This window comes from Vogesella margarita (genome assembly GCF_028548475.1).
In the GTDB taxonomy this organism is placed as follows: domain Bacteria; phylum Pseudomonadota; class Gammaproteobacteria; order Burkholderiales; family Chromobacteriaceae; genus Vogesella; species Vogesella margarita.
On record NZ_JAQQLE010000013.1, the window covers coordinates 107,629 to 121,383 of the forward strand.

Annotated in this window: 14 protein-coding genes; 4 read left to right on the plus strand and 10 right to left on the minus strand. The window is 66.4% G+C overall.

Annotated features, from left to right (window positions below):
- Positions 1-15 precede the first annotated feature (15 nt).
- Together PQU96_RS13965 and PQU96_RS13970 are read left to right on the plus strand one after the other, a co-directional pair.
- Positions 16-1,047: an imelysin family protein gene (locus tag PQU96_RS13965; protein ID WP_272773013.1), complete on the plus strand. Its 1,032-nt coding sequence runs from the start codon at positions 16-18 to the stop codon at positions 1,045-1,047.
- Complete coding sequence (locus PQU96_RS13970) at positions 1,037-2,107, plus strand: DUF1513 domain-containing protein (protein ID WP_272773014.1); 1,071 nt, start codon at positions 1,037-1,039, stop codon at positions 2,105-2,107. Before PQU96_RS13965 ends, PQU96_RS13970 begins: the two co-directional genes overlap by 11 nt.
- Before the next feature lies 1 nt (position 2,108).
- Here PQU96_RS13970 and PQU96_RS13975 read toward each other — a convergent pair whose 3' ends face one another.
- Entirely contained in the window at positions 2,109-2,456 is a 348-nt protein-coding gene (locus tag PQU96_RS13975; RefSeq protein WP_272773015.1) for a YkgJ family cysteine cluster protein, read from the minus strand.
- 67 nt (positions 2,457-2,523) lie between these two features.
- Here PQU96_RS13975 and PQU96_RS13980 point away from each other — a divergent pair, with 67 nt between their 5' ends.
- The gene (locus PQU96_RS13980; RefSeq protein ID WP_272773016.1) at positions 2,524-3,738 is read left to right on the plus strand and encodes an alkaline phosphatase family protein; all 1,215 of its coding nucleotides are present in this window, start codon (positions 2,524-2,526) and stop codon (positions 3,736-3,738) included.
- Complete coding sequence (locus PQU96_RS13985) at positions 3,731-4,195, plus strand: GNAT family N-acetyltransferase (protein ID WP_272773017.1); 465 nt, start codon at positions 3,731-3,733, stop codon at positions 4,193-4,195. Before PQU96_RS13980 ends, PQU96_RS13985 begins: the two co-directional genes overlap by 8 nt.
- Before the next feature lie 106 nt (positions 4,196-4,301).
- Here the strand turns inward: PQU96_RS13985 and PQU96_RS13990 are convergent, their stop codons facing one another.
- From PQU96_RS13990 to PQU96_RS14030, 9 genes are all read right to left on the minus strand, one after another.
- Positions 4,302-5,291 (minus strand): hypothetical protein, encoded by a 990-nt coding sequence (locus PQU96_RS13990; RefSeq protein WP_272773018.1) that lies wholly within the window; start codon positions 5,289-5,291, stop codon positions 4,302-4,304.
- Between the two features lie 70 nt (positions 5,292-5,361).
- Positions 5,362-6,093: a pseudouridine synthase gene (locus tag PQU96_RS13995; protein WP_120809715.1), complete on the minus strand. Its 732-nt coding sequence runs from the start codon at positions 6,091-6,093 to the stop codon at positions 5,362-5,364.
- Between the two features lie 97 nt (positions 6,094-6,190).
- Positions 6,191-6,994, minus strand: coding sequence for a TrmH family RNA methyltransferase (locus PQU96_RS14000; protein WP_272773019.1), 804 nt, complete (start codon positions 6,992-6,994; stop codon positions 6,191-6,193).
- A 2-nt stretch (positions 6,995-6,996) separates the two neighbouring features.
- Entirely contained in the window at positions 6,997-8,325 is a 1,329-nt protein-coding gene (locus tag PQU96_RS14005; RefSeq protein WP_272773020.1) for a histidine kinase, read from the minus strand.
- Positions 8,312-9,061 carry a class I SAM-dependent methyltransferase gene (locus PQU96_RS14010; protein WP_272773021.1) on the minus strand — a complete coding sequence of 250 codons (750 nt, stop codon included), beginning with the start codon at positions 9,059-9,061 and terminating at the stop codon, positions 8,312-8,314. Before PQU96_RS14010 ends, PQU96_RS14005 begins: the two co-directional genes overlap by 14 nt.
- Entirely contained in the window at positions 9,058-9,954 is an 897-nt protein-coding gene (gene motB, locus PQU96_RS14015) for a flagellar motor protein MotB (RefSeq protein WP_272773022.1), read from the minus strand. Before motB ends, PQU96_RS14010 begins: the two co-directional genes overlap by 4 nt.
- A gap of 215 nt (positions 9,955-10,169) precedes the next feature.
- Positions 10,170-11,549, minus strand: a complete 1,380-nt coding sequence (locus PQU96_RS14020) for an aspartate aminotransferase family protein (protein WP_272773023.1) — start codon at positions 11,547-11,549, stop codon at positions 10,170-10,172.
- 54 nt (positions 11,550-11,603) lie between these two features.
- Positions 11,604-12,938: a glutamine synthetase family protein gene (locus tag PQU96_RS14025; RefSeq protein WP_272773024.1), complete on the minus strand. Its 1,335-nt coding sequence runs from the start codon at positions 12,936-12,938 to the stop codon at positions 11,604-11,606.
- A 51-nt stretch (positions 12,939-12,989) separates the two neighbouring features.
- Entirely contained in the window at positions 12,990-13,742 is a 753-nt protein-coding gene (locus tag PQU96_RS14030) for a gamma-glutamyl-gamma-aminobutyrate hydrolase family protein (RefSeq protein WP_272773025.1), read from the minus strand.
- Positions 13,743-13,755 lie beyond the last annotated feature (13 nt).

A 13,755-nucleotide genomic window follows, 5' to 3' on the forward strand; every position in this document is an offset into this window, starting at 1 on the left:
TTCGGCGGAGCAATCATGCAACTGAAACCCATCCTGACCCTGTCGGCCCTGCTGCTGGCCGGCACCGCCCACGCCGACACCGCCGCGCCGCCTGACGCGACGCCGCGTTACGTGCAGTACGTGCTCAACGACACCCTGCTGCCGCGCTACCGGCAGCTGGCCGACGCCAACCGTGCGCTGGCCAGCCAGCTGCAGCACAGCTGCGCCCGGCCGGACAATGCCGGCCTCGCGGCGGTACGCCAGCAGTGGCAACAGGCCTACGGCAGCTGGATGCGCGTCGCGGCGCTGAACTGGGGGCCGACGGCGCAGCTGCGCAGCCAGCGCACCATCGCCTTCAGGCCGACGCGCACCGCGCTGGTCGACAGCGCGGTCAGCCGCAGCGCCGCGCACGAGGCCGACGTCTTCGACACCACCGGCACCGCAGCCAAGGGCTACACCGCCATCGAATACCTGCTGTACCGTCCCGCGGCCAGCCTGGCCACGCCCGGCGTCTGCGCCTGGCTGCAACGCAACGCCGACGAACTCGGCGAGCACAGCGCCGAACTGCAGCACCAGTGGCAACGCTTTGCCACACGCATCAGTGCCGGAGAAACGGCCGACGACCTACCGTCCAGCCAGCAGGCGCTGGAGGAGATCATCAACCTGACGCTGGCCGGCAACAACGAGCTGCACAAGGAATTGTCGCGGCTGGCCGGCCAGAAGCCGGAGCTGGTCAGCGGCAAGCGCAGCCACAGCGGCAAGCGGCTGCTGCAGGCGCAGTTCGACCTGCTGCAACAGCTGTTGATCGGCGGCAAGGGCAAGGACTTCGCGCTGGCGCAATTGCTGGAACAGGCCGGGCAGCCGGCGCTGGCGCAGCAGCTGCGGCAACGGGTGACGGCGGTTAACAAGGGACTGGCGCAGCTGCCGGACGACCTGGTGCAGGTTGGCCGCAGCGGCAAGGAAAAAGCGGCAGTGCAGGCGCTGGCCACGCTGCTGACCCTGCTGGAAGGCCCGGTCGCCGACAGCCTGGACATTACCCTCAGCTTCAATGAATCCGATGGCGACTGATCCGCAACGCCGCCTCCTGCTGCAGGGTGTGGCCGCCGGCCTGCTGGCGTGGCCGCTGCGCAGCCTGGCAGGCGAGACCCCGCTGCAACTGCTGTCGGCCTACGACGTTGGCCGCAACGAGTACCGCGTCGGCGCCGCCGGCCGTAACACGGCCGCCACCCTGCCGCAACGCGGCCACCACATCGCGCTGCTGCCCGGCCGGCCAAACGAGTGCCTTGTGTTCGCGCGCCGCCCCGGCAGCTTTATCGCGCGCCTTAACTGGCAAAGCGGCGAGATGCTGGCCTGGTATGACTACCCGGACGACCGCCACGGCTTCGGCCACGGCATCGTGCTGCCCGGCGGCGTGCTGGCCACCACCGACAGCAATATCGACAACGGCGACGGCCTGCTGACCCTGCGCGACGCGCTGACGCTGGCGCCGCTGCGCGAGCTGCCGTCCGGCGGCATCGGCCCGCACCAGCTGCTGCCACTGCAAGACGGCCGCATCCTGGTCGCCAACGGCGGCATCCTGACGCTGCCGGAGAGCGGCCGCATCAAGCTCAACGTGCGCAGCATGCAGCCCAGCCTGGACATCGTCGACCTCAAGGTTGGCCGCAGCGTGGCCAGCTTCCGCCTGCCGGACAACAGGCTGTCGCTGCGCCATCTGGCGGCGGTAGCCGACGGCCACTACGCGGTGGCGCTGCAGTACGAGGGCGAAGGCAGTGCGCCGCTGGTCAGCCTGTGGCACGAGCGCAGCGGGCTGCGTAGCCTGTCGCTGCCGCCGGAGCTGGCGACGAGCTGCAACGGCTACGCCGCCAGCGTGGCGGCAACGCCGACGCACATCGCCTGCACCGCCACCCGCGGCGACCAGGTGGTGTTCTGGTCAGGCGCGGGCGAATTCCTGGGGGCGGTGGCGCTGAGCAAGCCGGCCGGCATCGCCGCGACCCCGGACGGGTGCCACTTCATCGTCAGCAACGAGCTGGGCGACATCGTGTGGATAGACAGCCAGCAACTGCAGATCGTCGCCGCGCGCAGCCAGCGCTTCCCGGTGAAGTGGGACAACCATCTGGTGCTGCTGTGACTCAGTCGTCCACCGGCAGCGGCGGCAGGCCGTGGCGCGCGCGGGCGCGGTTGCAGGCGCGCTCGTAGATGCCGACATCGGCCAGCGCGCCGAATTCGCGGCACGGCGACGGCCGGTCGGCGTAGATGCTGCAGCTGACCGACTCGCCGACGGCGCCCTGCAGCGCGACACAGCGCAGCGTGTGCTCGTCGGTGCCGCACATGCGCATGGTGTTGCCGACCTCGACCACCGCCATGGCCGGCGGCACGCCGCGGCGCTCGGGGCCGGCCAATTCGGAACGGTGAAACGACACCCGGAACGCGGCGCAACAGGCGCCGCAGCTGGTACAGGAAACAGGATAAGCGGCCATCGGCTATCTGGAATGCGGTGAAAATGGTAAAAGTACAGGTATTAGCGCAACCTGGCCATCGCCGCAAGTGACCCAAACAACCCGACCACAGCTCAGTGCCACCGGCCTGGTGTTCCCGCACCCGGAACACGGCATCGCCAACCTCGCCGCCCGCCTGCACGGCAGCGACAGTCCCTGCCCGCCGCTGCAGCACCCGTCGCTGGCACGGCTGGAGCAGGCGCAGACCATCATCCTGCTGGTCATCGACGGCATGGGCTGCAGGCAACTCGCCGATCTGTCGCCCGGCGGCTGGCTCCGCCAGCAGCAGACGCTGGCGCTGACCTCGGTGTTCCCCAGCACCACCACCAGCGCCATCACCACTTACCTCACCGGGCTGCCGCCCAGCGTGCACACCCTCACCGGCTGGCATCTGGCGGCGCCGGAGGTCGACGCCGTGGTCACGCCGTTGCCGATGACGGTGCGCCACCGCGGCAGCCACACACCGGACGACCCGGCCGAGCTGGCGCGCGCGGTGTACCGCACGCCCTCGGCGCTCAGCGGGGCGCGGCGCCAGATCATGCTGCAGCCGAACTACATTCTCGATTCCGCCTACAGCCTGCACCACGGCGGCAATGCCGAGCGCCGCGGCTGGGCGTCGTACGAAGACCTGTTCCGGCAGCTGGACACGCTACTGCGCGAGGCGACCGCGCCACAGTTCGTCTACGCCTACATCCCGGACCTGGATTCGATCATGCACCACAAGGGCACCACGCACCCGCGTTGCCGCCAGCTGTTGCAGCGTGTCGAGGCGCACTGTGCCGCCTTTGCCGCCGCGCTGGCCGGCCGCGACGCCGTGCTGTGCATCAGCGCCGACCACGGCCAGATGGACATCCCGCCGCCGCGCCTGCTGCAGCTGCGCGACTTTCCGGAGCTGGCCGACTGCCTGCGCCTGCCGCTGTCCGGTGAGCCGCGGGTGGCGTTCTGCCACGTGAAGCCGGAACGGCTGGCGGAATTCCCGCAACTGGCCGAACGCCTGCTCGGCCATGCCGCCTGGTGCCTGCCGGCGGCGCAGCTGCTGGACGAGGCCTGGTTCGGCCCCGGTGCCGACGTGAACGACCCAAGGTTGGCCGCACGCGTCGGCGACTACGTGCTGCTGCTGAAAGAGGACTGGGGACTGCTGGATACACCGGCCGACGCTCCGCTACCCAAGCTGCTGGGCAATCACGGCGGGCTGTCTGTCGCCGAGATGATGGTGCCGCTGATCGTGATTGACGGACAAGAAGGAGCAACGAGTGATGAGTGACGCGACGATACGCCGCGCCGGACACAATGACCTGACCGCGCTGGCGGTGCTGTTTGACGAGTATCGCCAGTTTTACGGCGAAAGCAGCGACCGCGAGCTGGCGCGGCGCTTCCTGCAGGCGCGCATGACCAAGAACGAATCGGTGATCTTCCTGGCGGAGCACAGCGACGGCGAGGTGCTCGGCTTCTGCCAGCTGTACCCGTCGTTCTGCTCGCTGGCGGCGGCGCCGATCTACGTGCTGTACGACCTGTTCACCCGGCCGCAGGACCGCCAACGCGGCATTGCCAGCAGCCTGCTCGGCCACATCGAACGCTACGCCCGCGACAACGGTTTCGTGCGACTGGAGCTGTCCACCGCCCGCGACAACCAGGCCGCGCAAAAGCTGTACCACAACAAGGGCTGGGTGCGCGACGAGGTGTTCCTGCACTACGGCAAGGCAACCCTGCCGCAGCAATAAGCACCGCTAAGAAAACCCCTGGTTCTGCGTTGCGCCGCCCTGACCCGGCTGCGCGGCGAGTTCTGTCAGCGGCGCGAAACCAGCCTGGCTTCTGCCGTTGGCCGCCTCATTGCGGCCAACGTTCGCGCCACTGCTGCAGGGCGTGGCGGGTGATGCTGCCGGGGAACACCGCCCGTTCGCGCACGCTGTCCTCGGCCTCGCCCAGCCTCATCAGGCCGAAGTCCAGCTGCGCACCGCCCAGATCCGGCGGTGTCACTACCCCCATGCGGTCCAGCCACGTTGATTCCAGCCCAGCCTTCAGGTAGTCCTGTGGCTGGCGCAGCACCTGGCGCAGGTAATCCAGCTTGCCCGGCAGCGACAGCTGCTTGCCCATCACCGCCAGTTCCGCATCCAGCTGCTGCAGGCGTCGCGGCAGATCGGCGTCCTTGACATCGTCGTGGCCGCGCAGCGCGTCGGCGTTGATCAGCGTCTGGCCACCGGCCGACAGCCGCAACAGCACGCGCTGGCGCTCGGCCTCCAGCTGCTGGCGGCGGGCATCGAACAGCGCCACCCGCCGCGCGAGGTCACGGCACAGCGCATTGAACGCCTCCATGCCGGCCAGATGCCGCAGGTTTTTCAGGCTGTCGTAGGCCGCCACCACACGGTGCTGCTCGAAGCTGATCACCTGCTGCGGCACGTCGTTCTGCACCTGGCCATCGGGCAGCAGCTGGCTACCGAGACGCTGGCGCGCCTGCGGCTGCATCACCAGCAGCAGGTAGGCGGTGTCGGGATTGGAAGGGTGGGAAAAATACTGCTGCAGCGCCTCGCTCGTCTGCAGCACGCGGTACAGGCTTTCCGGCGACGCGAACAGCAGGCCGACGCGGCGGTCGGTGGTGTAGCCGGCGGGACTGAGATCCAGCGGCGCCGGCAGGTGCTCGATCAGCTCGCTGGCGTAGCGCAGGGTGTCGCGCACGCCGCGCTGCAGCTGTTGCTGGCTGCGCGGCAGCAGACGCACCTTGGGATCGACCTCGTCGATCAGCCGCTCCACCGCCTGCGTCACGTCCTGCCGCCCCCAGGGGCCGCCGCCGCCCAACCATCGCTGCAAAAAGAAGCTCATCGCCCTGCCCGCTTTATCGTGACTGTGTGCCTGAAATGGCGGCCAACAAGGTTGGCCGCATAGCCAAGGCTCAGGAGAACTGCTCGTCCGCGGCCAGGTAGCGCCACTTGCCGGTCGGCAGGTCGCCCAGCATCACCTTGCCGATGCGGATGCGCTTGAGGCCAACCACGTGCAGGCCGACGGCCTCACACATGCGGCGGATCTGCCGCTTCTTGCCCTCTTTCAGGATGAAGCGCAGCTGGTCATCGTTCTGCCACCACACCTTGGCCGGGATCAGCGCCTTGCCGTCCAGCGACAGGCCGTGATTGAGCAGACGCAGGCCCTCGTCGGACAGCTCGCCCTCGACGCGCACCAGGTATTCCTTCTCGACATCGGAGGTTTCGCCGATCAGCTCTTTCGCCACGCGGCCGTCCTGAGTCAGCACCAGCAGGCCGACCGAGTCGATATCCAGACGCCCGGCCGGTGCCAGCCCTTTCATGTGGTCGCGCGAGAAGCGCAGCCCGGATTTGTCTTCTTCCCAGTGGTTGTCCGGCGTGATCAGCGCCGCCGCCGGCAGGTAACCCATCTCGGCCTGGCCGGACACATAGCCCATCGGCTTGTTGATCAGGATGGTGACGCGGCGCTCCTGCGCCTGGGTCATTTTCTTGTCGAGCTGGATGTCGTCGCCGGTCACCACCTTCTGCCCCAGCACCGCCACGCTGCCGTTGACCTTGACCCAGCCCTGCTCGATATAGCTGTCGGCCTCGCGGCGAGAACAAAGCCCCATTTCAGCCATGCGTTTTGAAAGTCGTACGGGTTCCATTCTTCACTCCGGAGTTGCGTCAGGCCAAGGGCGGCACCGCGCGTGTAATAACAGGCCGCGTATTGTAGTGAGCGCCGCCCGATTGGCAAAGCACCGATTACGCGGCGCCGGTAGCCGCGGCTTCGCCCTGGCGCACGCGCTCGAACAGGCAGACGGTGGCCGCCATCGCCACGTTCAGCGATTCGGCGTGACCGGGCATCGGGATGCGCACGCGGCGGTCGCAGGCGGCCAGCACCGGCGCCGACACGCCCTTGCCCTCGTTGCCGAACACGAAGGCCACCGCACCGCGCAGGTCTTCGCTGTACAGCGACACGCTGCCCTCCAGGTGCGTCGCCAGCCGGGCGCCGGGCCAGCGCGCCAGTTCGGCGGCCAGATCGGCCTGCTCGTGGATCTGCAGCACGAAGTGGGCGCCCATGCCGGCGCGCAGCACCTTGGGCGAATAGACATCGACACAGCCCTTGGACAGGTACACCTGCCGCACGTTGGCCGCAGCGGCGCAGCGCAGGATGGTGCCCATATTGCCCGGGTCCTGCACGTCGTCCAGCAGCACCGCCGCCTCGTGCTGCGCGGCGCTGCCCTGTGGCCGCGGGCACAACACCAGCACCTCTGACGGTGTCGCCAGCGCAGTGACCTTGGCCAGCACCGCGGTGCTGACCAGGCTGCACGGCACGGCACGGTCGATGCGACGCTGCAGCGCCAGCCATTCCGGATGCTGCTGCGCCGCCTCGTTGACGTATACCGCGTGCAGCGGCAGCCCGGCGTCCAGCGCGGCCTGCAGCAGGTGCAACCCTTCCAGTACCAGTAGTTGTTGCTTGCGCCGCTCGCGGGCGTTGTCCAGCAGCCGCGCCAGCGATTTCATCTCGTCATTGGCGGCCGAGGTAATGATTTTATGGAATGTCATGCCTAGAAAGTGAGTTGTGACACGCGGAACACCGTTTCCTTGAAGCGGTGGTAGCTGTCGTCGTCGATCGCCTTGTTGCTGCGATAGTTGTCAACAAAGAAGACACCGGCCAGCTTGTGGCCGGAGAACACCGACATGCAGGCGAAGTGGCCCTCGCCGAGATGGGTGAAGAATTCGTCCTGGTATTTGCGCGCCAGCTGCGCGCGCGTTGCGGCCGGTGCATGGAAGCTCTGCGGCCGGCTGGTGAGCAGCGCAAAGAACGAGCCCGGCTCCAGCGCCACGATGTGCTTGCGCAGCGGGTGATTGTCATCCAGCCCGATCTGGTAACGCATTTTCAGCGAATGGCTGGGCTGGTCGTAGCGCAGGAACATGATGCGCTCGAACTGGATGTCGTTGGCGAGGTGGCGCAGCGACTCCAGCAGCGCCTTTTCCAGCTGCTGCTCGCCGCTGAGGGTGGCGACTTCGTCCTGCTTGTTTTTCTCCGGGAACGGGCCGGGAATGTACAGGTAGGCCCGCGCCGGATAGGCATAGCCCGGCGCGCGCGGGTGGCGCGCCACCTGCAGGATCGCCTGCTGCACCACCTGCTGCGCGTCGTCGACCCGGCAGCCGATCAGCCTGGCCGCCGCCTCGATGCCGATATTCCACTGCGGCCGCCACCAGCCCTGGTCCACCGCGTTGGCGGTGGCAATCGCCAGCTTCAGCAGCTGCTTGCGGCGGTTGACCGGCCCGCTGCCGAGGGTATCGAGCAGACCGGACGGCAGCGGCATGCGCTGGATGAACTGCTCGACGATCCTGGGGTAGTCCTGCGCGAATACGTCCGCCACCTCGTGCAGCAGCGGCCCGCCCGGAAGGCGGTTGCGGTAGATCAGGTACAGGCAGGCCGGCAGGTTGTACACCAGCGCCGCGATGAAGCAGTCCTCGACCTTGTACTCTCCGGTGATCGCCAGCCATTCCTTGATGACGAAGGCGGCGATGCGGGAACGTCCCAGCCAGTCGCCGACGGCATCGACCACCTCCTGGTCCAGCTTGCCGTGCACCGTGGAGAGCGCCGGAATCTGGCGATAGCGCGCGGTGATCACCTCCAGTCCCAGCATCATCAGCATCTGCTCGACGGTGGGGTGCGCCTCGCTGCGCTGCAGGGCGCGCGACGCGCCGACCAGCCGCATCAGGTCCAGCAGCAGGAAAGGATCGGACAGGGTCAGGTTGGCCAGCTCGGAAAACACGATGCGGTCGCTGGGGCGCGACAGCATCTGCCGCACCTCGACCGCGGTGGCCGGCAGGATGGGCCAGCGGTTTTCCGACAGCGATGACAGCCAGTTAGCGATGTCCATGATTGCGTCCCCAGATGAGGAGTTCTTTTTGTAATGGCCCGTTCAGTGGCAGCCGTTGCTGCGGCGGCACCGCCTCGATCCCGAAACTGTTGCTCACCAGCTGCGCATGGTTGGCCGCATATTGCTGAAAGTGCGTCCATACCCGCGCCATCGGCGCCGGCGACAGGAAGGCATGGATCACGTCGAAACGTGACCAGTCCACCGCCCAGAAATTACCGTAGTGCAGGCTGACATTGGCCGGCCGGCCGGCACGCAGGTAGCGCCAGCGCGACCACAACCACGGCAGCAGCGCGTTTTCCACGCCGCACAGTTGCAGGTCGGCGCGCTGCCGCGCCAGCTGCAGTACCACCCGGCCGTCGCCGCTACCCAGATCCAGCACCGCAGCGCCGGACGGCAGCCAGTGCGCCAGCGTGTCTATGCTTTCCTGCGACGACAGATACAGGGGCACCCGCTCGATCAGCGCATTGCGGCTGAGGGCAAACAGCAGCACAAAGCCGCACAGGTACAGCCACGGCGCCCATTGCTGCCACAGCGCCAGCACCACCAGCGGCATGAACAGCAGGTGCAGCAGGCGTTGCGGCATGGAGCAGCGCAGCACGCTGGCCAGCAGCACCGCCAGCAGGCACTGCGCCGCGAGCCAGGGCAGCGGCGTGGCCACCGGCGCCCAGAACACCCAGGCCAGCAGCACCGCCAGCAGCTGGATGCCGGCATGACGCAGCAAGGCGGTCAGCCTCATGGCGCTGCCGGTGCTCCTGCAACCGCAGCCGCCACCGGTGCCGCTTCCGCGACCGGCCCCTGGCCACGAATCTGGCTCTCGGTTTCCTCGTTCAGGATCACGATGGCGATACGGCGGTTTTCCGAGCTGAACACGTTCTGCCGGTTCAGCGGGTCCGCAGACGCCAGCCCGACCACGCGCAATACTTTTTCATCCAGCATGCCGCCGGCGATCAGCTCGCGGCGCGCGGCATTGGCACGGTCGGCCGACAGTTCCCAGTTGGTATAGCCGGTGGCCGCGCCTGCAAAGCGGGTGGCGTCGGTATGGCCGGAGATGCTGATCTTGTTGGTCACTTCGTTCAGCTCGCGACCGATTTCCTGCAGCAGCACCCGCGTGTGCTCCATCGGCACCGCACCGCCGGACTGGAACATCGGCCGGTTCTGTTCGTCGATCAGCTGGATGCGCAGCCCTTCCGGCGTCATCTCCAGCCGGACCTGGTCCTTGAACGACTTCAGCACCGCGCTCTGTTCCATCTTCTGCTGCAGCTTTTGCTGGATGCGCTGCTGCAGCTTGCTCAGCTCCGCCCGCTTCTGCCCGCTGGCCGGGTCCGGATTGCCGCGCTTGACCTGGCCGGACTGCTTTGTCAGATCGGTGCCGCCGCCGGGCACCACCGCGGTAGCGTCGCCGGCGCCGTCACCGCCCTGCAGCGCGAGCTTCAGCGGCATCTGGAAGTACTGGGAAATACCGCTGAGCGCACCGGCCGAGGTCGAGCCCAGCAGCCACATCAACAGAAAAAACGCCATCATCGCGGTCACGAAGTCGGCGTAGGCGATCTTCCAGGCGCCGCCGTGGTGGCCGCCGTGGCCTTTCTTGATGCGTTTTACGATGATGGGGCGTTGCGATTCGTCAGCCATTGTCAGCCGTGGCCTCGTTTTGAGTCTGGAGTATCAGGAAAGCGGCATGCCGTGTCAGCATAACCAAAGCCGCCGGTGCTTGCCAGCCGCGCCGTCACGTCACTGGCATGGCCGTGGGTGGCACGCCAGCCGTCCGGCAATAAAAAAAGCGGGTCGATTGTATAATCAAACCCGCTTTGCTGCTCGTAAATGCCGCTTCGTCGCGGCGTTCAGGCTCAGGCCAGACCGCGTTCCTTCAGCTTCTGCTCGAAGATCTCCATGCACTTGACCGCGGTGGCGATCAGCTCGTCGATCTGGTCCTTGCTGATGATCAGCGGTGGCGCCGACACGATGTGATCACCGCAGGCACGCATGATCAGGCCGTGCTGGAAGAAGATGTCGCGGCACATCAGGCCGATCTCGCCCCAGTTGTCGAACAGCGTCTGGCTGGCCTTGTCCTTGACCAGGGTGAACGCCTGGATCAGGCCGACCCCGCGCACGTCGTCGACATGCTCGAAGCGGGAGAACGCCTCGCGCCAGCGTTTCTGCATGTACGGGCCGGTATCCTCGTGCACGGCGGCGACGATGCCCTCGTCGCGCAGCGCCTTGACGTTGGCGTGCGCCACTGCAGCCGCCACCGGATGGCCGGAGTAGGTAAAGCCGTGGTTGAAGTCGCCGCCTGCGGCCAACGTTGCCGCCACCTCGTTATTGACGAACACCGCACCGATCGGCATGTAGCCGGACGACAGACCCTTGGCGGTGGTGAAGATGTCCGGGGTGAAGCCGAACTGCTGCTGGCCGAACCAGTGGCCGGTACGGCCGAAGCCGCAGATCACCTCGTCGGCGACCAGCAGGATGTCGTACTTGCGGCAGATGCGCTCCACTTCCGGCCAGTACGTGGCCGGCGGGATGATCACGCCGCCGGCGCCCTGGATCGGCTCGCCGACGAAGGCGGCCACCTTGTCGGCGCCGACTTCCAGGATCTTTTCCTCGATCCAGCTGGCAGCAAGCCGGCCGAAGTCGTCGGCGCTCATGCCCTTGCCGTACTTGTAGTGCCACGGCTGCTGCACGTGCACGATACCCGGAATCGGCAGGTCGCCCTGCTCGTGCATATAGCTCATGCCGCCCAGGCTCGCGCCGCCGATGGTGGAACCGTGGTAGCCGTTCCAGCGTCCGATCAGGGTTTTCTTCTCGGGCTTGCCCTTCACGTCCCAGTAGCGGCGCACCATGCGGATCATGGTGTCCACCGACTCCGAACCGGAGTTGGTGTAGAACACGTGGTCGAAGCCCTTGGGCGCCACTTCCGCCAGCAGGTGCGACAGCTCGACCACCGCCGGGTGCGAGGTCTTGAAGAAGGTATTGTAATAAGCCAGCTCTTCCATCTGGCGCTTGGCGACTTCCGGCAGATCCTTGCGGCCGTAGCCGATGTTCACGCACCACAGGCCGGCCATGCCGTCGAGAATCTTGTTGCCTTCGCTATCCCACAGGTAGATACCGTCCGCATGGGTGATCATGCGCACCCCCTGTTCGTTCAGGGAGGTGGTGTCGGTAAACGGGTGCAGGTGGTGTGCGGCGTCCATTTCCCGCCATTGGGCGGTGCTGCGCTGATGCTTCATCAAATCTCTCCTGGTTTGAATACGGGAGGTCTGCGCCTCCCGCTTGCTACGCAATTACACGTGCAGCAGCAGGAACTTGCGTTCCCACGGGCTGATGACGCGGAAGTATTCGGCGAATTCCTTCTCCTTCATGCCGACATACATCTCGACGAAGCGCGCCCCCATCACCTCGGCCACGTCGCTGCAGGCTTTCAGGCGTACCAGCGCTTCCTCGGTGCCGTGCGGGAACTGGAACGGCAGCTCGTAAGCGTCGCTGGACAGCGGATCGCGCGGCTTGATCTTGTTCATCATGCCGAGGTAGCCGCAGGCCAGGGTGGCGGCCATCGCGATGTACGGGTTCACGTCCACGCCCGGCACGCGGTTTTCCACGCGGCGAGCCGCCGGCGACGAGTGCGGCACGCGCAGGCCGACGGTACGGTTGTCGTAGCCCCACTCCACGTTGGTCGGCGCCGCGGTATACGGCGACAGGCGACGGAAGGAGTTCACGTACGGCGCGAAGAACGGCATGCACTCCGGCAGGTAGTGCTGCAGGCCGCCGATGAAGTGGAAGAAATGCTCGGTCGGCTTGCCGTCTTCACCGGAGAACAGGTTCTTGCCGGTGTGCTTGTTCAGCACACTCTGGTGAATGTGCATCGCGCTGCCCGGCTCCGCTTCCATCGGCTTGGCCATGAAGGTGGCGTACATGCCATGACGGAAGGCGGCCTCGCGCACGGTGCGTTTGAACAGGAACACCTGGTCGGACAGGTCCAGCGCATTGCCGTGCATGAAGTTGATTTCCATCTGCGCGGTGCCGACTTCGTGAATCAGCGTGTCGACTTCCAGATTCTGCGCGTGGCAGTAGTCGTAGATGTCCTCGAACAGCGGATCGAACTCGTTGACCGCGTCGATCGCATAGGAGCGGCGACCGAATTCGGCACGCCCGGTACGGCCAACAGGCGGCGCCAGTGGAATATCAGGATCAGGGTTGGGCGACAGCAGGTAAAACTCCATCTCCGGTGCCACCACCGGCTCCCAACCTTGGGCCTCATACAACGCCAGCACGCGCTTGAGCACGTTGCGCGGGGCGGTTTCCACCATCGTGCCATCCGGACGCACCGCGTCGTAGATCAGCTGCGCGGTCGGGTCGGTGGCCCACGGCACGAAACGCAGGGTGCTCGGATCCGGCATCAGCACCATGTCCGGGTCGGTCAGGTCCAGCATGCTGTCATCGGGATAGTCGCCGGTGACGGTCTGGATCAGCACCGCTTCCGGCAGGCGCATTTCCTGCTCGGAAACAAACTTGTCTTTCGGGACGATCTTGCCGCGGGCAACGCCGGTCATGTCCGGAACGATACATTCCATCTCGGTGATACGGTTGTCGCGCAGCCATTCAAACAATTGGTGATTCATGATGCATTTCCTCTTTTTTACCGGTCTTGCCGGCGGTTTTGCCGAGTACGTCTATTGATTGCGACGCATACGGCGCTCCCGGCAAGCTGCGCCGAAAGCCTCGAAAATTGCCTGGGACACGTCGTTCTCCCAGTACTTCCATTCTGGATGCCACTGCACGGCATAGGCAAAGTTGCTGGCGCTGCCGACGCGGTAGGCCTCGATCAGCCCGTCCTCGGCCACCGCCTCGGCGATCAGCCCGTCAGCCAGCCGCTTGATGCCCTGCTGGTGGATGGAGTTGACCTGGGCGCTATCGCGGCCGAGCCAATACTGCAGCCAGCTGCCGGCGGTGAACTGCACGCTGTGCGCCGGCCCGTACATCAGGTCCAGGTCCTCGGTCTGCGGCTCGCGGTGGTCGTTCAGGCCCGGCTGCTCCTGCACGTGCTGGTGCAATTCTCCCCCCAGCACCACGTTGATCTCCTGAAAGCCGCGGCAGATACCCAAGAGCGGGATGCCGGCGTCGATCACCCGCCGCACCAGCGGCAGCGTGGTCGCGTCGCGCGCCTTGTCGTGCAGGGTGCCGGGGCGGCTGGGCACGCCCTGGTAGTGGTGCGGCTCGATATTGGACGGCGAGCCCGGCAGCAGGATGCCGTCCACCAGATTAATGATCGTGTCCAGCTGTGCCGCGTCACCCAGCGACGGGATCAGCACGGCCACGCCGCCGGCCGCCCCCACCGCCGCGGTGATGTACTTCTCGCCCACCGCGTGGAAGGGAAACAGGCCTATGGTTTTGACATCACAAGGGATGCCGATAATCGCTTGCATGGTTACCTCGGTT